General features: G+C 60.1%; 22 protein-coding genes and 2 pseudogenes. 9 read left to right on the top strand and 15 right to left on the bottom strand.

Going from position 1 to position 22,696, the window contains the following annotated elements; translation table 11 throughout:
• The 3 genes and pseudogenes from EGT36_RS00005 to EGT36_RS00015 all read right to left on the bottom strand — a co-directional run.
• Positions 1-181: pseudogene (locus tag EGT36_RS00005) on the bottom strand (type IV secretory system conjugative DNA transfer family protein); the annotation flags it as partial.
• Entirely contained in the window at positions 178-483 is a 306-nt protein-coding gene (locus tag EGT36_RS00010; protein WP_103466577.1) for a mobilization protein, read from the bottom strand. The gene EGT36_RS00010 and the pseudogene EGT36_RS00005, both read right to left, overlap by 4 nt.
• 14 nt (positions 484-497) lie before the next feature.
• The gene (locus EGT36_RS00015) at positions 498-1,274 is read right to left on the bottom strand and encodes an NYN domain-containing protein (RefSeq protein WP_172965609.1); all 777 of its coding nucleotides are present in this window, start codon (positions 1,272-1,274) and stop codon (positions 498-500) included.
• A gap of 258 nt (positions 1,275-1,532) precedes the next feature.
• On the opposite strand from EGT36_RS00015, the gene traA reads away from it, so the two are divergent.
• Both traA and EGT36_RS00025 read left to right on the top strand, forming a co-directional pair.
• Complete coding sequence (gene traA, locus EGT36_RS00020; protein ID WP_125269913.1) at positions 1,533-5,228, top strand: Ti-type conjugative transfer relaxase TraA; 3,696 nt, start codon at positions 1,533-1,535, stop codon at positions 5,226-5,228.
• A gap of 8 nt (positions 5,229-5,236) precedes the next feature.
• Complete coding sequence (locus EGT36_RS00025) at positions 5,237-5,974, top strand: DUF6118 family protein (protein ID WP_125269914.1); 738 nt, start codon at positions 5,237-5,239, stop codon at positions 5,972-5,974.
• 119 nt (positions 5,975-6,093) lie between these two features.
• Here EGT36_RS00025 and EGT36_RS00030 read toward each other — a convergent pair whose 3' ends face one another.
• A complete protein-coding gene (locus EGT36_RS00030) occupies positions 6,094-7,494 on the bottom strand; it encodes an enoyl ACP reductase FabMG family protein (RefSeq protein ID WP_286083356.1) in 1,401 nt (466 codons plus the stop codon).
• Between the two features lie 313 nt (positions 7,495-7,807).
• Between EGT36_RS00030 and EGT36_RS00035 the strand changes: the two genes are divergently transcribed.
• The 7 genes from EGT36_RS00035 (at position 7,808) to EGT36_RS00065 (ending at position 11,621) form a co-directional block, all read left to right on the top strand.
• On the top strand, positions 7,808-8,398 hold the full coding sequence (locus tag EGT36_RS00035) for a recombinase family protein (RefSeq protein ID WP_481740033.1): 591 nt from the start codon (positions 7,808-7,810) through the stop codon (positions 8,396-8,398).
• 126 nt (positions 8,399-8,524) lie between these two features.
• On the top strand, positions 8,525-8,722 hold the full coding sequence (locus tag EGT36_RS00040) for a ribbon-helix-helix protein, CopG family (RefSeq protein WP_103466562.1): 198 nt from the start codon (positions 8,525-8,527) through the stop codon (positions 8,720-8,722).
• Between the two features lie 193 nt (positions 8,723-8,915).
• Positions 8,916-9,797 carry a helix-turn-helix domain-containing protein gene (locus EGT36_RS00045; protein ID WP_103466564.1) on the top strand — a complete coding sequence of 294 codons (882 nt, stop codon included), beginning with the start codon at positions 8,916-8,918 and terminating at the stop codon, positions 9,795-9,797.
• 269 nt (positions 9,798-10,066) lie between these two features.
• A complete protein-coding gene (gene parA, locus EGT36_RS00050; RefSeq protein ID WP_103466565.1) occupies positions 10,067-10,696 on the top strand; it encodes a ParA family partition ATPase in 630 nt (209 codons plus the stop codon).
• A gap of 20 nt (positions 10,697-10,716) precedes the next feature.
• On the top strand, positions 10,717-10,932 hold the full coding sequence (locus tag EGT36_RS00055) for a plasmid partition protein ParG (protein WP_103466567.1): 216 nt from the start codon (positions 10,717-10,719) through the stop codon (positions 10,930-10,932).
• A gap of 95 nt (positions 10,933-11,027) precedes the next feature.
• Positions 11,028-11,306, top strand: a complete 279-nt coding sequence (locus tag EGT36_RS00060; RefSeq protein ID WP_103466569.1) for a type II toxin-antitoxin system ParD family antitoxin — start codon at positions 11,028-11,030, stop codon at positions 11,304-11,306.
• Positions 11,307-11,309: 3 nt separating this feature from the next.
• Positions 11,310-11,621 carry a type II toxin-antitoxin system RelE/ParE family toxin gene (locus EGT36_RS00065; protein WP_103466571.1) on the top strand — a complete coding sequence of 104 codons (312 nt, stop codon included), beginning with the start codon at positions 11,310-11,312 and terminating at the stop codon, positions 11,619-11,621.
• Positions 11,622-11,963: 342 nt separating this feature from the next.
• On the opposite strand, the gene EGT36_RS00070 is transcribed toward EGT36_RS00065, so the two are convergent.
• The 11 genes and pseudogenes from EGT36_RS00070 to EGT36_RS00120 form a co-directional block, all read right to left on the bottom strand.
• Positions 11,964-12,944, bottom strand: coding sequence for an ExeA family protein (locus tag EGT36_RS00070; protein ID WP_006470275.1), 981 nt, complete (start codon positions 12,942-12,944; stop codon positions 11,964-11,966).
• A pseudogene (locus EGT36_RS00075) lies at positions 12,941-14,591 on the bottom strand (transposase family protein). Before EGT36_RS00075 ends, EGT36_RS00070 begins: the two are co-directional and overlap by 4 nt.
• Positions 14,584-15,186: a recombinase family protein gene (locus EGT36_RS00080; protein ID WP_003501098.1), complete on the bottom strand. Its 603-nt coding sequence runs from the start codon at positions 15,184-15,186 to the stop codon at positions 14,584-14,586. Before EGT36_RS00080 ends, EGT36_RS00075 begins: the two are co-directional and overlap by 8 nt.
• A 340-nt stretch (positions 15,187-15,526) precedes the next feature.
• Positions 15,527-16,447, bottom strand: coding sequence for a LysR family transcriptional regulator (locus EGT36_RS00085; RefSeq protein ID WP_003501100.1), 921 nt, complete (start codon positions 16,445-16,447; stop codon positions 15,527-15,529).
• Between the two features lie 12 nt (positions 16,448-16,459).
• Positions 16,460-17,359 (bottom strand): phosphonate dehydrogenase, encoded by a 900-nt coding sequence (locus tag EGT36_RS00090; RefSeq protein ID WP_286083357.1) that lies wholly within the window; start codon positions 17,357-17,359, stop codon positions 16,460-16,462.
• Between the two features lie 111 nt (positions 17,360-17,470).
• Entirely contained in the window at positions 17,471-18,277 is an 807-nt protein-coding gene (phnE, locus tag EGT36_RS00095; RefSeq protein WP_006473411.1) for a phosphonate ABC transporter, permease protein PhnE, read from the bottom strand.
• A 70-nt stretch (positions 18,278-18,347) separates the two neighbouring features.
• Entirely contained in the window at positions 18,348-19,196 is an 849-nt protein-coding gene (gene phnD / locus EGT36_RS00100) for a phosphate/phosphite/phosphonate ABC transporter substrate-binding protein (RefSeq protein WP_003501103.1), read from the bottom strand.
• Positions 19,193-20,002: a phosphonate ABC transporter ATP-binding protein gene (phnC, locus tag EGT36_RS00105; RefSeq protein WP_006473175.1), complete on the bottom strand. Its 810-nt coding sequence runs from the start codon at positions 20,000-20,002 to the stop codon at positions 19,193-19,195. Before phnC ends, phnD begins: the two co-directional genes overlap by 4 nt.
• A 208-nt stretch (positions 20,003-20,210) precedes the next feature.
• The gene (tnpB, locus tag EGT36_RS31280; RefSeq protein ID WP_080600525.1) at positions 20,211-20,504 is read right to left on the bottom strand and encodes an IS66 family insertion sequence element accessory protein TnpB; all 294 of its coding nucleotides are present in this window, start codon (positions 20,502-20,504) and stop codon (positions 20,211-20,213) included.
• A 307-nt stretch (positions 20,505-20,811) separates the two neighbouring features.
• The gene (locus EGT36_RS00115; protein WP_103466573.1) at positions 20,812-21,201 is read right to left on the bottom strand and encodes a hypothetical protein; all 390 of its coding nucleotides are present in this window, start codon (positions 21,199-21,201) and stop codon (positions 20,812-20,814) included.
• Positions 21,202-21,212: 11 nt separating this feature from the next.
• Positions 21,213-22,696 (bottom strand): type IV secretory system conjugative DNA transfer family protein (locus tag EGT36_RS00120; RefSeq protein WP_133308180.1); only part of this gene is annotated, 1,484 nt, incomplete at its 5' end.

Here is a 22,696-nt window from a genome sequence, read left to right on the forward strand (position 1 = left end):
GTGCCTGCCCGCCGAGGCCGACCACGAACAGGATAAGGAGCAGGACGAGGAAACCCTGAAACAGCGGTTTGGCGAGACGGAAGGGGGCGGCGAGCAGGGAGATGAAGGCCCATCGGGGATTCTGCGCGGCCTCACGCAGCATGTTCTTGAACGCGGCCCATGCAAGCGTCGTCTGACTCATGAAGCAGCTTCCCCAGCGTTCCCCGCCGCTTCTCCCCTGGGCGTGTTGGCGAGCAGATCGGCAAACAAAGCCTTGTCGCCGTCGCGCGTCAAAAAGTCGGGCAGCTCTTTGCGTAGCCAGTCGCCTAGCCGCCGTGTAAAATCTGGATCGTTCGAGTTTTCGAGCCGGTGCAGGACGAGCGCGCCGAGCAGCACCTTGCGGCGGGTATCGTTCGCCCGTTCCTGTTTCCCGAGCCGGGCCTTGAGGCTGGCGCGCTGCGCGTCCAGCTCGGCCAGCCGTTGTTCGATCGTCTTGCGAGCCATATGTCGTTTCCCTCCTATTTCGCGGGGCGGGCGGTTGATTCACCCTTGAGGCGAACCATGATGATTTTAGGGTTCTCGCCAATGCGCTCGACCTCGACAATGCCCGACGCCTCGACCAGATCGGAGAGACGGGGAAAGCCATAGTTGCGGGCGTCGAAATCCGGCGACTGTTTTGCCAGGTGCGCGCCGACGCGGGCCAGATTGGCGCGGCCGTCTTCGTCGGCCGAGGCGGTGACAGCTTTCGCCAGCATGTCGAGGGCAGCACGATCGAGTGCCGCTTTCGCCGGTGCAGGCTTGGCGGCGGCCGCTTTAGGCGCGGCGACGGCTTCCGCTTCCTTCTGTTCCCCGCCCGTGTTGAGCACGTCGAAATAGACGAACTTGTCGCAAGCGGTGATGAAGGGGCGGGGCGTCTTGCGCTCCCCGAACCCATAGACGATGACGCCTTGCTCACGGATGCGCGAGGCCAGGCGGGCAAAGTCGCTATCACTTGAGACGATGCAGAAACCGGAGAAGCGGCCGGTATAGAGCAAGTCCATCGCGTCGATAATCATCGCGCCGTCAGTGGCGTTCTTCCCGGTCGTATAGGCGAACTGCTGGACCGGCTGAATCGAGTGTTCCAGCAGGCACTCTTTCCAGCCGTTGAGGTTGGGCTTGGTCCAATCGCCATAGATACGTTTGACGCTGGCGGTCCCGTAGTTGGCGATTTCAGCGAGAAGGCCGGCGACGATCTTGGACGAAGCATTGTCGCCATCGATCAGCAGCGCCAATGTCTGGTTATTGTCGATTGCCATAATCTTCGCCCTCCGCAGGCCGTCAGACTATACGAAGACACGCTCAGCTCAAGCGTTTCTAATCCTGTTACCTTGTTCGATCTTGCAAAATTACAGCATATCCCGCAAAATCTGGCTTCAGCTTTATTGCATCGGCCTTGCCGCGAGCGCCACACCGAGCGACGAAAAAGCGAAGCGATTGAGTTGAGAAGGGCGCACTTACGAGTTGTTACGCAACTCAGATGCGCCGATCGCGGATCGGAGAAAGGCAGGCGGCGTTTGGCGATCTATCATGCGAGCATGAAGCCGGTATCGCGGGCAGGCGGCAGAAGCGCCGTCGCCTCTGCCGCCTATCGTGCCGGCGAGCGCCTGACTAACGAACGCGACGGCCTCACGCATGACTTCACCCGCAAGCAGGGGATCGAGCATACTGAAATCGTGTTGCCCGAGGGCGTGAACGCTCAATGGGCGAAGAGCCGCGAGAAGCTTTGGAATGCCGCCGAGTTCGCCGAAAGCCGCAAAGACGCGCGTGTCGCCCGCGAGTTTGAAATCGCGCTCCCGCATGAGCTGAACGCCGGGCAGCGCCTTGAGCTGACGCGATCCTTCGCCCAGGACCTAGCGGACCGTTATGGGGCGGCGGTTGATTTCGCCATCCACAGCCCTCACTCCGAGACCGACGTTCGGAACCATCATGCGCATCTGTTAATGACAACGCGGCAGGTCACAGAGGAAGGGCTTGGCGACAAGACGTATATCGAGCGGGAGAACAAGTGGCTGCTGTCGAACGATCTTCCAACTTCGCAAATGCAGCTTCGTGATATCAGGCAGGCGTGGGAGAGCCATGCCAACGCGCATCTGGCGATGGCAGGCCTTGATATCCGGATTGATCATCGCTCGCATCAGGAGCGCGGGCTTGAGCTTGAGCCGACCGAGCATATGGGCGTTCACGCGACGCAGATGCAGCGGCGCGGGCTTGAGGTGTCGCGCACCCGGCTGGACGAGGAAGCGGCGCAACGTAATGCGGACCTCATCAGGGAGAAACCGGAACAGGTTCTCGCTATCGTCACCGGGGAAAAGAGCGTGTTCGATCGGCGCGATATCGCCCGGACGCTGCACCGCTACATCAACGACGACGTGCAGGAGTTTCAGAGCGCCTTTGCGAAGGTGATGGCGTCACCGGCGCTTGTCGAATTGCAGCGGGAGCGAGCTAATCCGGAGACGGGCGAGATCGAACTTGCCCGATATTCGACCCGCGAAATGATCGATATCGAATCCGGCATGATCGAGCGCGCGCAGCGGATGCACGAGGCGCAATCTCATGGTGTCCATCGCCGGCATGTCAGCCAAGCCATAGAGCGGCAGGACGCCGCCATTCAGCGCAGCGCCGGCGATGCTTCTGCCCGGTTGTCCGACGAGCAGCGGCGGGCGATCGAGCATATCACCGGGCCAGAGCGGATTTCCGCCGTTGTCGGTTTCGCCGGCGCCGGCAAGAGCACGATGCTTTCAGCGGCGCGTGAGGCATGGGAGGCGCAGGGCTATACGGTTCACGGCGCGGCCTTGTCGGGGAAGGCGGCCGAGGGATTGGAGGAGTCGTCCGGCATCCAGAGTCGCACGCTCGCGTCATGGGATATCAACTGGCAAAACGAGAGGCGGATGCTTGGCCGCGGCGACGTGTTCGTCATCGACGAGGCCGGCATGATCGGGAGCCGGCAGCTCGCCCGGTTCGTCAACGAGGCCGAGGCGCGCGGGGCGAAGATCGTTCTTGTCGGCGACTATGAGCAGCTACAGGCGATCGGGGCTGGCGCACCGTTCCGCGCCATTGCCGAGCAGATCGGCCATGCCGAGCTATCCGAAATCCGCCGGCAGCGCGTGGACTGGCAGCGGGAGGCGTCCGTCGCCTTCGCCACGCATCGCACAGTCGAGGGCCTGGCCGCCTATCGGGATAATGGGAACATCCGGCTCAGTGAGACGAAGGACGAGGCGCACAGCGAGATCGTTTGCGACTACCTCGCCGATCGCGAGCAGCGTCCGGAGGGAACACGGGTTGCGATGGCGCATCGCCGGGCCGATGTGCGCGCCATCAACGACGGGATCAGATCGGCCCTGCAGGAGCGTGGCGAGCTGGCCCGCAGCCACGGGCCGAGCGATGCCGATATGCCGGGCGAGGCGGCCGAGCAAAGGGAGGGGCTTGGCCGGGCACTGACGTTCCAGACCAATGACGGCAAACGCGAGTTTGCGCCGGGCGACCGCATCGTGTTCCTTGAGAACGATCGCGACCTTGGCGTCAAAAACGGGATGCTTGGGACCGTCGAGAGCGTCGAGGCGGGCCGGATCGTCGCCCAGCTCGACGGCCCAGGCGGAAAGGGAAAGGGCAGCAGCATCAGCGTGCCGACGAACGATTATCGGGCGTTCGACCACGGCTATGCGACGACGATTCACAAGAACCAGGGCGCGACGGTCGAGCGCGCCTTTGTGATGGCGTCGGGCACGATGGACCGGCATTTAACCTATGTCGCCATGACGCGGCATCGCGACGGGGCGCAGCTCTACGCCGGCATGGACGAGTTTGCCGACCGCAACGCCGGCCGCCTAGTCGAGCATGGCACCGCGCCCTACGAGCACGACCCGAAGAACCGCGACAGCTATTTCGTGACGCTGGAAAACGATCGCGGCCAGAAACATACGGTTTGGGGCGTGGACCTTGAGCGCGCAATGCAGGAAGCCGCACCGCAGATCGGGGACAAGATCGGCCTTGAGCATCGCGGATCGGAGACGGTGCGCCTTCCAGACGGAACAGAGGCGCAGCGCAATGCGTGGAAAGTGCATGAGGGCGGCGAGCTGGCCTATCGGCAGCTTGAAAGCCGGCTCAGCCGATCGGGTGTGAAGGAAACGACGCTCGATTACCGCCAAGACTTTGCCGAGCGGCGCGGGATCGCGGAGCAAATGGGGATCGCAAGCGAAATCGAGCTACGTCCGGACAGGGAGTCGGCGCAAGAGCAAATCCGGGCCGAGCGTCATTCTCAGGATCGGGCGCAGCGGCCGACCGTCGATGCCGAAAAGATCAGCGAGGATCCTCGTCACGTTTTGCGTGCTGAGGATCTCGCCGCCGATCGTACCCAGAACCGTGGCGACGATCGGCAGCAGCCGCAGCGCCGAGGCATGTTCGACGGCCTGAAACTCGGGCGGAGCGCGACGGCCGAGCGGCCGGACGCGCAGGACAGCCCGCAGCAGGCCCAGGAGCGGCCGGAGAGGGCCGAGACGCCCCGGCGCAGCATGTTCGATGGCTTGAAGCTCAATGCAGGCTGTGGGGCATCTCCGGCCGGCCAAGAGCCACCGGAAAGAGGAGAGCGGTTGCGGGAGGCGTCGGCGCCAGATCGCCCCCGTACTGATAGTCTGGCAGATCGCTTGCGGCGGCCGAACGACATGGAACGCGCCGTCGAGCGCTATGCGCGGGCCTTCGACGCGGCCGACAGGAACGTCCGCGAGGGCGTGCCGATCCTCGAAGCGCAGAGCCAAGAAATGCGGCAGGCCGGCCAGCAACTAGACCAGGCGCGACCAGGAGGGGCGGCGCTGATGGTGTCGGCCTTGCAGCATGATCCGGAGATGCGACGGGCGATGACCGAGCTTTCCGGCCGCGAGCGCACCGGCCAGCTTGTCGCCGGCATGGATCGCGAGCGGGCCGCACTGGCGGACCCGAACGTCAGGGCGGAGCGCTTCGTCAACCGTTGGCAGGAACTCCAGGGCGAGCGCCAAGGGCTTCGCGGCTGGCAGCATGATGAGGCGCGCGGCAAGGTCGAGGGGGAAATGCGCGGCATGGCGAAGGGCCTTGAGCGCGATCCCCAGGTTGAATCGGTCCTGCGCAATCGCAGCCAAGACCTCGGAATCGGTCATGTGGGCCAGAGTGAAAGTCTCGCCCGCAACATGGAGCAGAGCCTTTCGCGCGGCCGGAGCCAGAGCCTTGGAATGGAACGATAGGAGACGCGATGACGGATTACAGCGAGGGAGCAGAACCGGACGAACAGGACGCTGTAAGCGATCCGGCCCAGGCTTTCGATGCGTTGCGGCGATCGATCGAGAAGCTGACGCACGATGTCGGCGGCGAAATGACGGTCATTCGCAAGGGCGTGGAAGCCGCGTTCGAGGAATTCGAGAAAATCCAGCAGCCGCCCGATTACGGCCCGGAGCTTGGCCGGATCGTCAAACAGGTTGCTGTTGTCGGGCAGCATCTTGAAGCCTTGCAGAAATTACCGGCGCTGAGGAACGGCCCCGACCATTACGCCCGCGCGCTCGAGAACGCCGGCAATCGGGTTTCGGAGGGCGCGGCGCGCACAATCGAGGCCCGAGGACAGGCCCTCGAGCGCGTGACCGGCGATCTTCGCGAGTTCGTCAGGACCGCCCGTTTTCGTCGGGAGCAGGATTGGTGGCTTTGTGGTGTGGGAGCAGCCGGTTTGGTCCTTGGTGTAATGCTGACTCTGTTCGCGCCGCGTGTGCTCCCCGGATCGGTCGATATGGCCGTGGCATCCACGGCCATGAACGCCGATCGATGGAACGCCGGCATTGCACTGATGCAGTCGGCAAGCCCCGGAGGCTGGCGCAATCTGGTTGATGCCAACAGCCTGGTGCGCGCCAATCAGGAGGCGCTTGCCGCCTGTGTCGAGACGGCCGCCAAGGCGAAGAAAGAACAACGTTGCACGGTCACCGTGGCAGTGCCGGCGCAGTAGCGTCGGCCGCACTGGCTGGTACACTATATCTCACCGGAAAGAATTCGCGAACGTCATCGGGACACTTGGTGTGTGCTGGATGAGCCTCATCCAGTCTGACGACATCCGTGAGACCCTGATTATGATGCCCGACTGATTTGCGGCAATGAAAACATTGAAGCGCTATCCGACACCTGCCTTGTTGCCGATAGCGAACTGCTTTCAGAGATCTCGTGGTATGTATTCAGGCGACGGGCTACGACATCGTGATTCAACCACTGAACCGGGCCACCCGGTGATGACGATGCACCGAAGATCAACTGCCCCGTCGCTTCGACTACAAGCGCGCTCAAGAGATCGCTGATGACGACCTTGCCGCGGTGCATCGCGGTGATTTGATTAGAGGTGCCAATCGTCAAATTGGCCTGTGCCTGGCTGTTGGGCATTGGCCATGCGGAGAAGTCGTAGAACGGCACCATGATGTCGCTCTCCTGCAGGTCTCTGATCTTGGCGATGACATCTTCCAAGGTGAACCCGTCTGACAGGAGTTCTTCGCACGCGCGCCATTGTTCGGCGGCCCACCGGCCGCCGTTCTCTTTTCTCAACGCAAGCAGGAGTGGAATGAGAGGCAGCTCGATGCCCGCGAACACGTCCGAGGAATTTGTCCGGATTTCCGGGCAGTTATAGATGGTTGCCTTCACACCCTTGGACCACGCATCTTCGGCAATCCCTTCAAGGCGCATCTTGGCATAGCCCTGAGTGTAATTCGTATAGGTCTGCCAACGGTACTCGCCGCCGATCAGGATGCCCGTGCCGTGGTAGCCGTATGCCGTATACCGGACTTGGCCGCCCGAGATCTCGATACGCTCGCGGATCGCCGCGCTGAAATCGATCAGATGTCGGAACGTGTCCGCCGAAACCTCGTCGAAATTCCGAAGGATCAGCTTGCCCATGTCGCTGTCGAGCAAGGCCTGCGACGACATGTGGCGTGAGCCCATTCCCTTGTAGATGCGGTTGGCGACGACGAGGAATGTCTTCGCTTTCGGGATGCCTCCGGCCATCGTGTGGGCAAAGAATACGTTGCGGCCATCGGGGATCATGCCGTCAAGGACAGCCATGACTTGCGCCAGTGCATCGGTGAACCGTGCCGTGGCGACGGCCTGACACTTTTCGATGTATCCCCAGTCAAGCTTTTCATGCTCCCAGCTTTCCAGCGTCAGGCCAGCCAGGAGGTCGGTAGGGGTAGGGCCGTCCGCAGGAGCATCGAGATCGAAGCCAGCCATCAGGGGAATGTTGATGATCTTGCCGCCCAGCCGCGCCTCTGCCTCCGAAAGCTCTTGGTCCGTCAGGGGCCTCAGATCATTGTTTTCGTCCCGTCGCCCGACCGTGATCCCCACGATCTGCATTCCCACTTTTCGAGCTTGATCGACGAGGCCCGTCGCATAGCCACGGCTGAACAGCTCGCCAAACAGGACGAAGACATCGCCGTTTCGAAACACCGTGTTTTCGGAGATGGCCTCCAGCGGGATTGGATTTTTCATGATTTCAGTTCTTTAAAATATTGGGTCGCCGGGCAGTTACCACGACAGTCGTTTAAGTCTACTTGAACAAAGACGGCTTCGATGGAAAGTCATTTAAAGTAACGGAACATCTCGAAACGTGAAGTCCCACAGCGGGCTTGTCCGCAGCCGACAAGCCGATTCACGGAATCACGAGCGAGGTGAACTGACCTGTCGCAAAAATCCTAAAACCCGCGACAGATCGGCCAGCCCCGGAAAATCAGGCAGTTTCGCGTCGCACGTCTTTGTCGCAAGTGATATAGCACTTGCGACATGATTTGCGACAGGGGGAACCGTGAGCCGCCAACCAGATTCCGATGCCGGCCGCATGTTCATCGGCTATGCTCGCGTTTCCACGCGCGGCCAGAACCTCGACCAGCAGCGCGCCGCCCTTGGTGGGGCTGGCTGCGTCCGCATTTTCGAGGAAAAGGCTTCCGGGGCGAAGCGAGACCGGCCCGAGCTGGCGCGGATGCTCGACCATCTGCGCGCCGGTGACGTGGTGACGATCACCAGGCTAGACCGCCTCGCCCGATCGACCGGCGATCTTCTCAACATCGCGGAGCGGATCAAAGAGGCTGGCGCTGGCCTGCGCTCGCTAGCCGAGCCGTGGGCCGACACGACGACGCCCGCCGGCCGCATGGTGCTGACCGTGTTCGCCGGCATCGCGGATTTCGAGCGATCCTTGATCGTGGAGCGCACGAGCGCCGGCCGGATCGCGGCGAAGGCGCGAGGCGTGCGGTTTGGCCCCTCTCCTACCCTATCGGCCGAGCAGATCGCACACGCCCGCCAGCTCATCAGCGAGGACAAGAAGCCCGTCGCGGAAGTCGCCCGGCTTCTCGGCGTCCATCGTGCGACCCTCTACCGGGCGCTTGGTGAGTCGGCATAAATTCGACCTTCCGGTTCCGCCGATTACCCGCCAGAGTGTCCGATTTGCGCGAGATTCCCGCACCTTAGAGATAAAGGGTTGCAGAATCGGGCAAATCTCCTCTTACTGCTAAGAATGAAGCGCGATATGGAAAGAACTCGGAAGGATGTTGCCGCCCATCGGGCGCGGCAGCTTGCGGCCGGCCGTATCGCACTCACCACGTATGTTTCGACTGATCTTCTCGCGCAAATCGACCAGATCAAGGAACAGCGGGGCGTGAATGGCCGCGCTCCGATCATCGAAGAAGCTTTGAGGTTCTATATCGAGAGCGCACAGAGGGTATGAAATGAAAAACCCCTAGCCGTTGGTCGCGGCAAGGGGTTTTCGGATTACGGAAACGGCCATGTTGGGACCGCCAGACAGCACCCAACATAGCCGGTTACAGCTAACCCTGCAAGATATGCGTCTTGCGGGAACGGTGAATCTTTGTCCGTGTTCCACTCGCGTCATGCCCTCTTGAACGGAGGACGAGAGGACAATGTTGAGGACGCAAATCGCGGCCGCGATTGGCTGCGCGCGCATTCATGCGCTTGATGAAATCATGAAACAGGTCTGGGCCCGCTACGGCGGGGGTCAGCTCACCGACGAGGAAGCCGGGCAGCTCTCCGCCCTCGCCCACGAGCGCCGGGCGATGTTGCAGGGATCGGGCAGGCAGGCGGCGTTTAGCCTGGTGCTTCCCCCCCCGGCCGAACGATGCCCGACGCCGGTTCGCCGGCGCAGCCATTTCAAGGGCCGATCCGAGGGCCAGATATGGCGGCCGACGACGCGCAAGGACGTGCAGGCGATCTTGAAGGCGGCGGAAATCTTCAACGAGGCCGGCTTGCACGAGAAGGGCGAGCGTAGCGGCCCGCTTGGATCGGTGGCACTGGACGTGCTGCGGCTGTTCGTCAATCTCATCGACTTCCGCACCGGCCGGCTTGAGCCGTCAATCACCACGATCATGGACCGCCTGGGCCGGTCACGCGATACCATTGTGCGGGCGCTGAAGAACCTGCGGGCGCATGGCTTCATCGACTGGCTGCGGCGCTACGAACCGACCGGGAACGAGGGGCGTGGCCCCCAGGTCCAGCAGGCCAGCAACGCCTATCGCTTGTCATTGCCGGAAAAGGCCCGGCAGTTCCTCGGGCGGCTCGGCAAGGCCCCTCCCCCGCCTGCGGATCACGGACAGGACCAGAGGGCTTGGAGCGAGCAAATTGACGCTTACAGGCAGGCCTTGCCCCTCGATGAGCGGACACAGCTCGACGTGGGCGATACGCCGGTTGGGGCGGCTCTTGTTGGCATGGCAAAAGCCTTGATGAAACGTGAGTCTGATAACCAGACTGAATCCCCCTCTAATTCTATTCTTTATGTAAAAACATAAGCGGTCGCCGCTGTTCGGGCCTCTTACGAGGCCCTGCGGCGGTTCCGGCCCGCATATAGGCGGGCCGGCGCGGCACCCTCAGAACTTCAAAACGCAACGCTTGCGTCTGCGGCCCACCTCGCATGGGCTTTCGAGAAGAAGAAGGCTGCAAGGGCAGCGCCTATTTACTCAAATGAGTGCTTGAGGTTAAAACCTGTTTACTCAAAAGCTCAAACCTGATATACTCATTTGAGTAAATACACATTTCATCAAAATTAGGAGCTTCGGCCGTGCATGTGATTGCCGTTTTAAACCAAAAGGGAGGGGCGGGGAAAACGACGATCGCCACCCACCTGGCCCGCGCCTTGCAGATCGGTGGCGCTGACGTGCTGCTGATCGATTCCGACCCACAGGGCAGCGCCCGCGATTGGGCCGCCGTGCGAGAGGACCAGCCCGTTTCCGTGGTCGGGCTGGACCGGCCGACGATCGAGCGCGATTTGAAGAATGTCGCCCGCAAGGATTTCGTCGTGATCGACGGAGCGCCACAGGCGGCCGACCTCGCCGTCTCTGCGATCAAGGCCGCGAATTTTATCCTGATCCCGGTGCAGCCCTCGCCCTACGATATTTGGGCCACGGCCGAGCTAGTCGATTTGGTCAAGCAGCGCATGGAGATCACAGACGGCAAGTTGCGCGCTGCGTTCGTCGTGTCCCGCGCCATCAAGGGAACGAGGATCGGCAACGAGATCACCGACGCCCTGAACGGTTACGGCCTGCCGATCTTGGCGACCCGGATCACGCAGCGCGTGAGTTATCCCGGCTCCGCTGCTGCAGGGTCAACCGTTCTCGATTTGGAACCGGATAGCGAAGCGGCCCGCGAAATGACGGCGCTTGCGAACGAAATCAAACAATTGTTCAATTGAGTAAATAAGGAAAGCATCAAATGAGTGAAGAAAAAAAGGGTATGCTCAGCGCCGGCCGGCCGAGCAACGTGCGGAAGGCCGCCACGCTCGCCAGCCTTTCCGATAAAGGCGGAACCGTGCGCGTGAATTTCGATCTGGACCGTGAGGAACACAAACGGCTCAAGCTCATGGCCGTTGAGCAGGGACGCACCATTTCCGAGATATTGCGGGAGATGATTACTCAATCACTTAAATGAGTGATTGAGGTGTGTGTAGGATAAGGCATTCCCGATCGTGCCTATTTGTGATAGTGTTTAATCCTACTAAGCGCGATCAAGTCAGGGAGATTCCCATGCGCAGCACGCAACAGTTCAGCGTCACGTTACCGAACGAAATGGCGCAGATGGTCAAGACTAAGGTTTCGTCGGGGGAGTATGCCAGCGAGAGCGAGGTTATACGCGACGGGTTGCGTGCCCTACAGGCGCGCGACAAGGCCCTTGAAACTTGGCTTCGCACGGAAGTTGCGACCGCCTATGACGAGCTGAAGGCAGACCCGTCGATAGGCCGCACCCCGGAACAGGTATTGGCCACTTTGAAGGCCGAAACCGAGCGCCAATTGAAAGTCCGCTAAGGCATGTCGCATCGCGTCATCTTCTCGCCGAGGGCGGAAGCGCAGCTTGTGAAGCTGCATAGTGATATTGGCGAGAAGGCCGCGCCGGAGGTTGGCGAGCGATATACTACCGCCATCGTGAAACATTGTCTCGGCTTCTCGACCTTCCCGCATCGAGGAACGCGCCACGACGATATAAGGCCAGGTCTGCGAACTGTAGGATACCGACGGCGCGTGACGATCGCGTTTGAGGTGACAAGCGACACCGTGAATATTCTTGGCGTCTATTACGGCGGTCAGGACTATGAGGCAGATTTGCGGGATAGTGAGCAATAGTTCACCTCGCCTAGAATCCCGATTGCGCATGGGTCCGTCAGTCACTCAATTGTGTATTTGAGTATATACTCAAACGCTCATTGCCTCAAACCCGCCCCCGGCCGTCCCTTCGGTCACTACGGCGCAATGGGGGAGCGCGTTCCCTACGGGCCGGCGGGGGGCTACCTGTAGCGGCTTGCCAACATAAGCGCCTCTGCTCGCAAACATCGGCATTTTCTGCTCGAATTATCTGACAATGGAGCGGGCGTCGTGCTCACGCTCTTTGCCAATGTGCTCGCAAACATCCGGGTCTGCTTGCAAACATCCCCCACGTGCTCAGATTAATTGCCAGCGACGGCATGGTCAAACCGGGACGCCTGCCTGTCGTAGTTGCTCGGTCAGCTGACGGGAATATTCGGGATCAAGGGTGCCCGCCAGGAAGGCGCGGATATCCGACGGCCGAGCATTGAGGTGCGTGACCAGAGCCGTCGCATCGTAACCATTTCGGGTCAACGTCGGTTCGAGATCGTCGATGGCGCGGGACAGGACCTGCTCGACGATTTCGGCGGTAACCGGCTTGGTGCCGAGGCGAAAGCCCTGCTCGAATGCGAGGGTGAGATGCATCTCGATCTGAAGCGGCGTGCGCAAACGTTCGGCGATGAGGTCGATGGCTTCTTCCTCGAGGAGTTCGCCAACCTTTACGCCTTCGGCCGCACAGGCGCCAAGCAGCCAGGCAACATAGTCGCGGCGCGCGGAGCCGATCCCCTCGTAGTCAAAAATGGTCGTGCGGTAGCCAATCTCCTCCATTTGCGGCCGGCGCAGATCATTGCGCAACCGGGGATGCCCGACAAGAAGTACGGAAAGGAGCACGCCGGCGTCGGCGACCACCTCCATCAGTCGCTTCAGGCCGGTTAAGGTCTTGTGGTGCAGGTCATGGGCCTCGTCGACCACGAGGACGATCGGCCGTTTGCCTTTTTTCATGATGTCGCGCAGGTCGCGCTCCCGGCGCTCGGCCTGCTTGGGGATCTTGACCTGCGCACGATCGCCGGGAGACAAGTCGTAGAACAGGGCTTCAATGAGCGATGGCAGCGAAGTGCGCCGCTTGTCGACCGCCAGCGATTTGGCGAGTGCGACCTTGCCGGCTTTGGTGAGTTCGGCCTCGATGCGGCGCAAAAGGTGGGTTTTCCCCGAACCGACCAGGCCGGAGACCACGACAAGCCGACCGGTCTGGACGGCCGCACACACCTCGCGGATGATCGTGCGCTGATGCTCGGTCTCAAAGTTGCCGGCCCCTTGGAAAGGCCGGTCGAGGCCGTAACTGGATTGAACGTCAGCGAGCATCATTCTTCCTTTCTTCGCGCCTGGAAGCGTTCGCGGATACGGGCCGCGATCATCTTTTTGTCGAGTGTTTCTCCAAGCAGTTCATTGATGAAGGCGCGGTCACCGGCATTCATCGCGCCGATCGGCCGGCCGAGCTGGTCGGCGATGGCCCCACGGGCTGCGAGGCCATTTGGATAAGCGGTCTCTATTGCGGGTTCCGGAAACGGTGTCCGCCGTACACTCAGCCCAGCCGTGGTCGGGGCAGCGAAGGCAATGGACGATCCCCGCCGGTGACCGCGGCGCGGGGGAGCCCAAGTTGGTCTGCCAGGCGCACCACCTTGTCGAGCCGCTCTTCGAGCTTGCTCTTCTGGTATTTGCGATAGCGAAAGAGGGGAACCGCCCCGCGCGAAGGTTGGAATGGACCGAAGCGCTTGCCCTCATGCTCGACGAACAGTTCCTGATCGAACAGGCCCCAGAGCAAGGTCACCGTTTCGCCGGCAAGTTCGGGCTCGACCTCATAGGATGCGCCTTCGACCGATACGGTCGCGTCTCCAGCAACCGTCCGTCGTTCCGGTTCGCGCGCAAAGGCGCAGAACCGCTCCCAGGAGCACATCGCCCGCACCCCGTCAGGAGGAAGATGCCGCAGCCAATCCTCGATGCGTGCATGAGACTCTGTGCGATGGTCGCCGTTATTGTAGGTGACCAAGGCGCGCCTGAGCCAAAGGTTGGCTTCCTCTTCGTCCTTCGGCTTGTGGAAATGATAGAGGGTCTCGTGCACTTCCTTGATCGTGCGAAACGGCCGCTCGACCTTGCCTTTCGCTCGCGCCGGCGTGCGCCGCTCGCTGTCCGACGGGGCATATGCGTGAGAACCCGGACACCAAGGCTACCCATGACGGACTGGAAAACGCGCGAGCGGCTCACCGGCCCGTTATCCATATGGATGGTCGTTGGAATCCCCTGAAGCGGCAGTTCCGGTTCAGGCTTGGCGGCGAAGGCATTGTAGAGAAAGCGCAAGGCGGACTCCGCGTCCTCGCCGTAGACGGAGCGGTATTCCTGATAGCTCGCGCCGGAGCGATCATCGACCACGGAGAACAGCATCAGCGTCGGCCGGCCGCGCCCTTCCTCGACCCAAAGCGGCGCTTCCACCTGCTTCAGGTCGGACGGGCTCATGTCGAAGTGCCAGAGTTCGTTGGAACGCCGCGCCTGGAATCGGACGGCAGCCACCGGGCGGGTGACGCGCGCATAATCCAGGCCGGAAACACGCAGCAGCCGATCGACCGTTGCGCGTTTCAAGATGCCGGGCGGTGCACGGACCAGGCCATCGGGCGTCACCACGCCGTCTTCCTCAAGCAGCTTGATGGCGCGCGCCGTGGAGATATGCCGCCCCTTCCGGTTCGCCGTTCTGATCTTCAGGGCCGCGATGATTTCGGCATAGGTTTCCATCTCCGGCTGCGGGGCGATCCGGGAGGTTCCGTGATCGGCGCGCCGTACGGATTTCGGGCGGTTCAACTCCCGCAGCGCCCGATACAGGGTCCAGATCGAGATGCCGTAGGCATCGGCGGCACGAGCAACAATCTCGGTACGGCCTGGATCACGGGGAGAAAGCAGCGACAATCGGCGTCGAAGATCGACAAGAGCCTCTCCGGGCGGCCGCTTTCTCCGCTCAGCCATGGACGTCCTCGGATTCCACTGTTTTGGGAGAGCCACCCTTCTTGCCGATATGACGATAGAGGGTTGCAACAGAAACCCCCATGCGCTGCGCAATATTGCGTACCGGTATGCTGCCTTCCTTCATCAGGGCGCGCGCCGCGGCAATATCGCCCGGGCGCATCGCGGGCGGGCGGCCACCCTTGCGGCCACGTTGCCGCGCCTCGACCAGTCCAGCCGTCGTGCGTTCGCGGATCAGAGCACGTTCGAACTGGGCGATCGCACCGAAGACATGGAAGGTCAGCATGCCGCCCGGCGTCGTCGTATCAATGCTCTCGGTCAAGGACACGAGCCCGATCTTCGCGCGCTCCAACTCTTCCGCCGTCGCGATGAGCTTCTTTAGCGATCGCGCCAACCGATCGAGTTTCCAGACAACGAGCGTGTCACCAGTGCGAAGCACGTCGGAGAGAATTCGGCCCAATTCCGGGCGGTCATCGCGAGCGCCTGACCCGCGCTCGGTAAACACCTTCTCGCAACCGGCGCGTCTCAGCGCCTCAAGCTGAAGCTCCGGATTTTGATCGATCGTGCTGACCCTGGCGTACCCGACCCGCATAGCCATCCAAATGTTCTTGAAAGTCGTTGGACACATAGCATTTTGCGACAACCGTTTCTATAACAGTTTTGAGAAGATTCCATCGCGCCATTCAAGGGGCGTGACGGCATGCGCTATGGCATGCTCAAAAACCCTCGTTTATGACAAACGATCCATGGAAACCAACTATGTGTCTGACGGCCGAATATTCGCGACATGGAGCAGGGAACCTTACGCATCGAAAATCGGGCGGTCCCCGATCTTGTCCCCCTTGTATGGGATACTCCGGGAATTGAGGCGGCGATACCAAAGGATGCGGTCGGCCAGGCCGTTACCATGTTCGAGCCGCAGGAATGCGCCAACTACTTCAAATCTTGCGGATATGACCCCGAGTAATGTGGACGTGCTCTAGGTCACCCAGAGGGGCGCTCGCATCGAGTATAACCTTAAGCGCGATTGCTTCCGGTGAACCATCCTCCATATGTACGGGATGTACAGCCCACACAGACTTTTCGAGAACCACATTCTCAACAGAAACCTCATAAAGCCTACCCGACGCGAGCTCATCGAGGACAGTGCTCCTCATCACGATCGAAATGCCGAGACCAGCTCGAACTGCATGCTTCACAGCCTCAGTGCTCCCGACATTGAATGAGATTGGGAATTGCTCTGCCGCTTGGCCGAAGGCCTCGCGGAGCACGGATCCGGTACCGGTTCCACGTTCTCCGCCAATGAGGGACTCTTGAAATAACTCTGCCGCTTCAATTGTTTTTCGCGTCCTCCAATTATGCTGTGGGGATACGATTATTACCAGCTTTTCCTTCCGCCAAAGGCGGGCTTGATATCCTTTTCGATCGTCCCACCATTCGGTAAAGGCTAGATCAATCTCCTTCCTCAAGAGCTTTTCGATGATTTCAGGATTTGAGGCAACGGCCACCTCAGGTGGCCGGCCTTGAGCATCCTGTAAACGCTTCAAGTGGACTGGCAAAATATAGGTACCGATGTTAGTACTGGCACCCAACGTAATCCGGCCGCTGTGCAGGCGGTCCAGAGATCTCTTCGTGACGGTCAAAAGGCTGCGTGCGAATGGCAAGAATACGAGCCCTTGCCGAGTCGGCACACACTTGTCCTTCCTCCTCTCGACCAGCCGCACCCCTAGTATATCCTCCAATCGTTTCACATTATGTGAGACAGTCGGTTGGGATATCTGAAGCCGTCGCGACGCCTCGTGAAAGCTGCCAGTTTCGATTACCTCTATGAATGCTGCGACATGCGAAAGGCTAAACATTACTTTCTCTAATCAAGGAATTAGTTGAACCTCGTTAATTGCCGCACGAGGTCTTCGGCCTTGGACAAAATCTATAATGTTGTCAGCAGCCTCGTGCTCGATAGCCAAACGCGACTTCGCCACTGCTGAGCCTATGTGGGGTGTCAAGATCGAATCATGTTCGCGATTGAGGAGACCCCCGTGGACCTTGTCAGGCCGGTCGGGTCTGGCCCAGTCCTCCATCTCATAAACATCAGCGGCGTAGCCTCCCAAGCGCCCCGCCTGCAATGCAGCGACAACAGCCTCTTCATCAACCACGCTTCCGCGTGCAGGATTAATAAGAAGTGCTCCTTTGGGCATTTTGGCGAGTTGTTCAGCGCCGAGGAGATGCTTCGTTTCGGCCGAAAGCGGGAGTGCACACACAAGAAAGGTAGACGACGAGATCAACTGGTCAAATTCAAGAGGCTTTACGTTCAGTCTGATCTCATCGGCTTTGTCCAGGGATTGACGATCCCAGTACGACACAATGGCGCCGAAGGTACTTAGGCGCTGTGCTATAGCTTTTCCGATCGCTCCCATCCCTAAAATGCCGATTGCTGTGCCCTGCAGCCCAAGGCCGTAAAACCGAGGGCGCCAACCTTTGTAATCCCTCCTGACGCTCTTGTCGCCTGGCAGAATGTGCCGCCCAAGAGCAATCATCAGACCGATTGTAAGTTCGGCTGTCGGGTCAGTGAGAAGATCGGACACTATCGTGACGTGGACTCCACGCTGCGTGCAGGCTTCGATGTCGAAGTTATCGAAGCCTTTCAGCGCACATGCCACAAGTTGAAGATCGGGAGCGTGCGCGAGTACAGACGCGTCGATCATGTCCGGCATGAACGCCATCATCGCCTTGGCGTCGCTCAATTCTGCGAGCAGTTTCTCGCGGGCCATGTATCATCAGTATCGTTGCAAACTAAACGAGCGTGGGGAGATAGCTTTGAGATAATCTCCTCGTGGACGCGATGGGTGATTACTACCTTTGGGAGCATTTAATTTATCCTTCTATTGCAGCTGGCGGCGGAGGAGAGCGCCGACCTGGTCAACGATGGTGACCATCAGAAGGACAACGAGCATGATCGCAAGAACCTCCTGATAATTCATGATCCGGAGGGATGTCATCAACTCGAAACCGATACCACCAGCTCCCACAGTGCCCAGGATTGTCGAGGCGCGGAAGTTGTACTCCCACCGATAGATGGTCACATCGGCCAATTGCGGTAGAACTTGTGGCAAGATCGCCCGCGTCACGATCTGGAACGGCGACGCACCAGCTGCGCGTGCGGCTTCTATAGGCGCATTATCGCAATGCTCGATCGCCTCCGCAAAGAACTTGCCCACCATGCCAACCGAGTGAAGACCAAGAGCCAGCACGCCTGGGAGCGCTCCAAATCCCACTGCCGCCACGAAGACGATGCCCATAATCAGCTCCGGGATCGACCGTAGACCATTCAACAATCCACGCGAGATCATATAGATGACAGCGTTGGGTGCTGTTTTCCCTGAGGCGAAAAAGCCAACTGGAAGTGATATCAGTACCGCGATCGCAGTCCCAGCTATACTCATCGCCAGAGTGTCGATGAGAGGGCTGATCCACTCCAAGCCTCGGTTGAAATCCGGGGGAAACATTTCCGTACCGAGCTGCCAGAGCGCAGGAAACCCAGATCCCAGACGCTCCAGATCAAGAAGACCGGAGTGATAACTGCTAACAATGATCACACACGCAATTGCCAACGCGATCACGCCAGCTCTGGTCCAAGCTTTGTTTTGATGTTGAAGGATAGAGTCGTAGTCGGCCGACGGCTGTGTCATCACATATCCTGGAAGAAAGGACGCAGGCCAGCGCCTGCGTCGAAAGGTGAGAAACTGTCTCGAACGCGCCTTACTGACTCAGGTCCAAGTTCAGCACTTTACCGAGCTCACGGACGACGTCGTAGGCTTTGTCATCGATCGGAGCGAACCCATCGGCTTTGAAGGATGCCAATACCTTTTCGTCTTTAAGGTCGATGAAGGCTTTGGTGATCGCCTCTTTCAACGAAGTGTCAAGATCCGACCGCATGGTCCAGGGGTACTGCGGGAACGGATCGGACTCGGCGAGGGCGATAACTTTCTTAGGATCAATGGTGCCACGAGCGACCATTGAATTGTAGATGGGCAACGAAAGTCCGCCAATCTGAGCATTGCCATTCTGCACTGCAATAGCCACGGCATCATGCGACCCTACGAAGTTCTCGCTATAGTCTTTTCCAGCCTCAACTCCGGCCTTAAGCAGCATAGATTTCGGGATAAGGTGGCTTGAGGTGGAAGCCACGTCCCCAAACGCGACCTTTTTCCCTTTTGCATCTTCAAGGCTTTCGATGCCAGCCTCTGCATTGGCGACAACTACAGCGCGATAGGTAGTTTCGCCATCCTTCATAAGTGCTGCGAAAGGCTCGATATCAGCCTTGGTTTTCGCGAGCGTGTAAGAGAGCGGCCCGAAATAAGCCAACTCAAGCCGGCCGAAACGCATCGCTTCGATCATTGACGAGTAGTCGGTCGTTACGATCAGTTCAATCTCCCGACCGAGTGTCTTCTCAAGATACTCCTCGAGAGGACGATTGTTTTTGATGACAGTGGCGGCGTTCTCGTCCGGTAGCAACGCGACGCGCAATGTCTCTGGATTTGAGCCAGCATGCGCCAACGAACTCCAGCCAAGAACGGCGAGGAATGCGAGGGACAGAAGCTTCTTCATAATGCGGCCTCCATGGCAGCTAAAGGTTGATCATACTCGTAGTTGGACAAATCTTGTGTTGTGGTCGGATTTCTTGGGGCGCTGCGGTAGATCGACGCACACATTTGATCGGTCAGTTCGTCGACAGCGGCGTCCGCAACCACTTCCCCGTCGCGCATAGCAATGACCCGGTCGCCGAACCGGCGAGCTAGATCGATCTGATGAAGGCTGATCACAGCAGTGATGCCGTCGGCTGTGCATATTTCGCGAAGCTGCGACAGGACCTCGACAGCCGTTTCAGGGTCCAGACTTGCAACGGGCTCATCTGCAAGGACCAGTTGGGGCTTCTGGACCAGCGCGCGCGCAATGCCCACCCGTTGCTGCTGACCGCCGGATAGTTGATCCGCCCTGACGAGAGCCTTATCAAGAAGGCCTACGCGTTCAAGGCATTCCAACCCCAGCCTTCGATCCGAACGCGGCATAGGGAACAACGTACGCCAGCCAGAGTGGTAGCCCAGGCGGCCCGTCATGACGTTGTCGAGCGCGCTCAAGCGCCCTATGAGTTGGTGCTGCTGGAATATCATCCCAGTTCGCCTTCGGTGAATGCGAAGCTTAGTTTCCGCATCCAGAGCACCAATATCGTTAGAAGTGATCGAACCAGACGTCGGCGCAACCAAGCCGTTGAGTGTCCGGATGAGGGTAGATTTGCCTGCGCCGGATCTACCGAGGAGCACGACGAACTGACCCTGGTTGAACGTCAATGTCGTTGTCTTCAAAGCTTGGGTGCCGTTGGCATAGGTCACGGCAACTCCGTTCAGAGCCAGCATCACAATAATCCTGATCGTTAGTGGTGCATCGATTGAATATTTGCATCACTATGGGCGACATATGACGTCCGTTTATCAGGCTCGTGAAACTTCAATGACAGCACTTAAACTCAGCTCTACCTCCTCGCGTAGCTGCGATGGAGAAATTTCACCCAGAGCCGCCTGATCATGACGGCCCGGTCCCAATTCTACACCACCTTGACGGATGCTATCCCATATTCGGCCAGATAAACCGGCCCTTCTCCAGCCGCCGGGTAAAAAGGCAGGCGCCCAGACCATCATGCCAGATGATCTTCAAAATATCCGATCTGCGGCCCCTGAAGACGAAGAGATGCCCTGACAACGGATCATGCTGCAGAACCTCCTGCACCCGAAGCGCCAAGGAGGGAAAGCCACAGCGCATGTCCGTATATCCGCGCCTTCCTGGCGGGCACCCTTGATCCCGAATATTCCCGTCAGCTGACCGAGCAACTACGACAGGCAGGCGTCCCGGTTTGACCATGCCGTCGCTGGCAATTAATCTGAGCACGTGGCGGATGTTTGCAAGCAGACCCGGATGTTTGCGAGCACATTGGCAAAGAGCGTGAGCACGACGCCCGCTCCATTGTCAGATAATTCGAGCAGAAAATGCCGATGTTTGCGAGCAGAGGCGCTTATGTTGGCAAGCCGCTACAGCTACCGTTGCGGGTGTGGCGATGTTGGTTTCTGTCATGGTTTCGCGGCGCGCGCCGCGCCGCCCCGGAGGCGAACGCGCCCCCATGTCGCGCTGTAGAGAGCCGGAGGGCCGCTCGTGACAAAGCCCCGGTGCGTCAGCGCCGGGACCGCTTTTCCCATCTGGCCGGTTCAGGACGCGGTTGTTTCAGCATTTCGCGTATCTCCGCCATTCCTTCTTCAAAAGGAAGGGCCGGCCGGGGATCATCGGCCGCCGCCTTGATGCTGCGCTTGAGCAGTTCGCGGCGCAGATCGGCATGGGGTTCCAGCTCCTTATGCTCGCCCAGGATCACGAACACGGCTTCGGACGGATCAAGGAACTTGCCCTGTTCAATCAGGTCGAGCAGCCACAGGGCCAGAGACGGCGGCAGATAGGCTTCAAACCGCAAACCGCCTTTTGCGACCTGGTTGCGGAGCCGGTTGGCTTGTTCGACGGCATGGGCTTTGTCGGCGGGATCGGGCCATTCGGATATATCAGGGTCGGTCATGGTTTCATCCTTCATGCCTGGTCGAACAGCCCCCGGAACTCGGCATCGGCATAATAGGCGAGCTTGCCGGCGACGATCGGCCGTTGCCCGGCGAGGAACAGCAATTCGAGGTTCTGCGGCAGGTTGCGGACCTCATCCGGGGTCAGCAGCGCGCGGGCTATATGTTGCTCGCCGTAGGTGATGCCGCTTTCCTCTGCATCGAGGGCGCGGCTCATGGTCTGGAACACGACGGTTTCCTGTCCGAGCAGATCGGAGACGAGGCGGGCGCTGTCATGATCATTGACGCCGAAGACCTGCAGGACGCCGGCGTTTGACAGGAAGGTTCCGGCGCGCTGTCCGTATGTGGCGCGGAGCTGGTGAACGTCCTGCAGGATGGGCCAGAGCTGGACGCCATATCCGGCCATGAGGCCCATTGCGCGCTCGACCGGGGCCAGATAGCCGAGGGCGGCGAACTCATCGAGCAGATAGAGGACCGGGGCGGCGGGCTTGGCCGGATCGCGGGCCATGTCGGTGAGGCTTTGCGCGACGAGCAGGCGCAGCCATCGGGAATAGGTCGAGAGACGATCGGGCGGCAGGACGAGGAACACCGTCCCGGTGCGCTTCTTCAGGTCCGCGAAGGCGAAATAGCTTTCATCCATGACCCTGTGCATTCGGGGTGAATCCAGAAAATGGGTATGGCGCTTTGCGGCCGAGAGAACGCCGGCTGCTTCCCGGTCAGACTTGCCGAGGTGGCGGTTTGCTGCGCGGGCGACCAGGCCGTTGGCGGCGGTTGACGCTTGCATGTCCTTCAGGAGTGCGACGAAGGCTTCCGGGGCGAGCGTCAGATATTCACGCAGCGTGCCGAGGTGACATCGGCTGGTCGGCTCGGCGGCGATGATCTTGAGGATCAGGCCGGCAATGAGCGCCTTGGCCTCCTCGTTCCAATGCGCCTCGCCGGCCGTGCCCGGTTCATCGAACACGAGGGCGTCGGCCAGGGTGCTTGCATCTTCGGCTACGTCGAGGCCGACGGGGTCGAGCCCTTCCAGCGGGTTGAAGGCGGCTGAGGGTTTGCCGGTGACGCCGAAGGGGTCGAGGATATAGACCGGGCCGAAGGTTGCACGGGCGCGGCCGGCGATCCTGGCATTCTCGCCCTTGGGGTCGATGCAGATCACGGAGCGGTCGGCGGTAAGCAGGTTTGGAATGATGGTGCCGACGCCTTTGCCGGTCCTGGTCGGTGCCATGGTCAACAGGTGGGCCGGACCGGCATAGCGCAGCAGCTTTTTTGTCTTGGGATCGCGGCCGATCAGCAGCCCGTTATCGGTGCGGGTGAGGGCGGCGGTTTCCTTGTTTGTGGCGAAGCGGGCTGATCCGTGGGTGTCGTTCTCCAGATTGCCAAAGTGGAAGATCAGGGGTTGTGTGAGGAAGTAGAAGGCGACGGCCAGCATGATGAGCAGCGTCACGAGATACCAGCCGATGAGGGGCATCGAGCCGGGGCCGAAGCCGTATTCCCGCAAGA

Source organism: Agrobacterium sp. FDAARGOS_525, from assembly GCF_003938925.1.
In the GTDB taxonomy this organism is placed as follows: Bacteria; Pseudomonadota; Alphaproteobacteria; order Rhizobiales; family Rhizobiaceae; genus Agrobacterium; species Agrobacterium pusense.

Excerpts from the sequence above, each read along its gene's own strand:
- EGT36_RS00010 (WP_103466577.1), bottom strand. The coding sequence starts at position 483 with ATGGCTCGCAAGACGATCGAACAACGGCTGGCCGAGCTGGACGCGCAG.
- EGT36_RS00015 (WP_172965609.1), bottom strand. The coding sequence starts at position 1,274 with ATGGCAATCGACAATAACCAGACATTGGCGCTGCTGATCGATGGCGAC.
- EGT36_RS00025 (WP_125269914.1), top strand. The coding sequence starts at position 5,237 with ATGACGGATTACAGCGAGGGAGCAGAACCGGACGAACAGGACGCTGTA.
- EGT36_RS00030 (WP_286083356.1), bottom strand. The coding sequence starts at position 7,494 with ATGAAAAATCCAATCCCGCTGGAGGCCATCTCCGAAAACACGGTGTTT.
- EGT36_RS00040 (WP_103466562.1), top strand. The coding sequence starts at position 8,525 with ATGGAAAGAACTCGGAAGGATGTTGCCGCCCATCGGGCGCGGCAGCTT.
- EGT36_RS00045 (WP_103466564.1), top strand. The coding sequence starts at position 8,916 with ATGTTGAGGACGCAAATCGCGGCCGCGATTGGCTGCGCGCGCATTCAT.
- EGT36_RS00055 (WP_103466567.1), top strand. The coding sequence starts at position 10,717 with ATGAGTGAAGAAAAAAAGGGTATGCTCAGCGCCGGCCGGCCGAGCAAC.
- EGT36_RS00060 (WP_103466569.1), top strand. The coding sequence starts at position 11,028 with ATGCGCAGCACGCAACAGTTCAGCGTCACGTTACCGAACGAAATGGCG.
- EGT36_RS00065 (WP_103466571.1), top strand. The coding sequence starts at position 11,310 with ATGTCGCATCGCGTCATCTTCTCGCCGAGGGCGGAAGCGCAGCTTGTG.
- EGT36_RS00070 (WP_006470275.1), bottom strand. The coding sequence starts at position 12,944 with ATGATGCTCGCTGACGTTCAATCCAGTTACGGCCTCGACCGGCCTTTC.
- EGT36_RS00080 (WP_003501098.1), bottom strand. The coding sequence starts at position 15,186 with ATGGCTATGCGGGTCGGGTACGCCAGGGTCAGCACGATCGATCAAAAT.
- EGT36_RS00085 (WP_003501100.1), bottom strand. The coding sequence starts at position 16,447 with ATGTTTAGCCTTTCGCATGTCGCAGCATTCATAGAGGTAATCGAAACT.
- EGT36_RS00090 (WP_286083357.1), bottom strand. The coding sequence starts at position 17,359 with ATGGCCCGCGAGAAACTGCTCGCAGAATTGAGCGACGCCAAGGCGATG.
- phnE (WP_006473411.1), bottom strand. The coding sequence starts at position 18,277 with ATGACACAGCCGTCGGCCGACTACGACTCTATCCTTCAACATCAAAAC.
- phnD (WP_003501103.1), bottom strand. The coding sequence starts at position 19,196 with ATGAAGAAGCTTCTGTCCCTCGCATTCCTCGCCGTTCTTGGCTGGAGT.
- phnC (WP_006473175.1), bottom strand. The coding sequence starts at position 20,002 with ATGCTGGCTCTGAACGGAGTTGCCGTGACCTATGCCAACGGCACCCAA.
- tnpB (WP_080600525.1), bottom strand. The coding sequence starts at position 20,504 with ATGGTCAAACCGGGACGCCTGCCTGTCGTAGTTGCTCGGTCAGCTGAC.
- EGT36_RS00115 (WP_103466573.1), bottom strand. The coding sequence starts at position 21,201 with ATGACCGACCCTGATATATCCGAATGGCCCGATCCCGCCGACAAAGCC.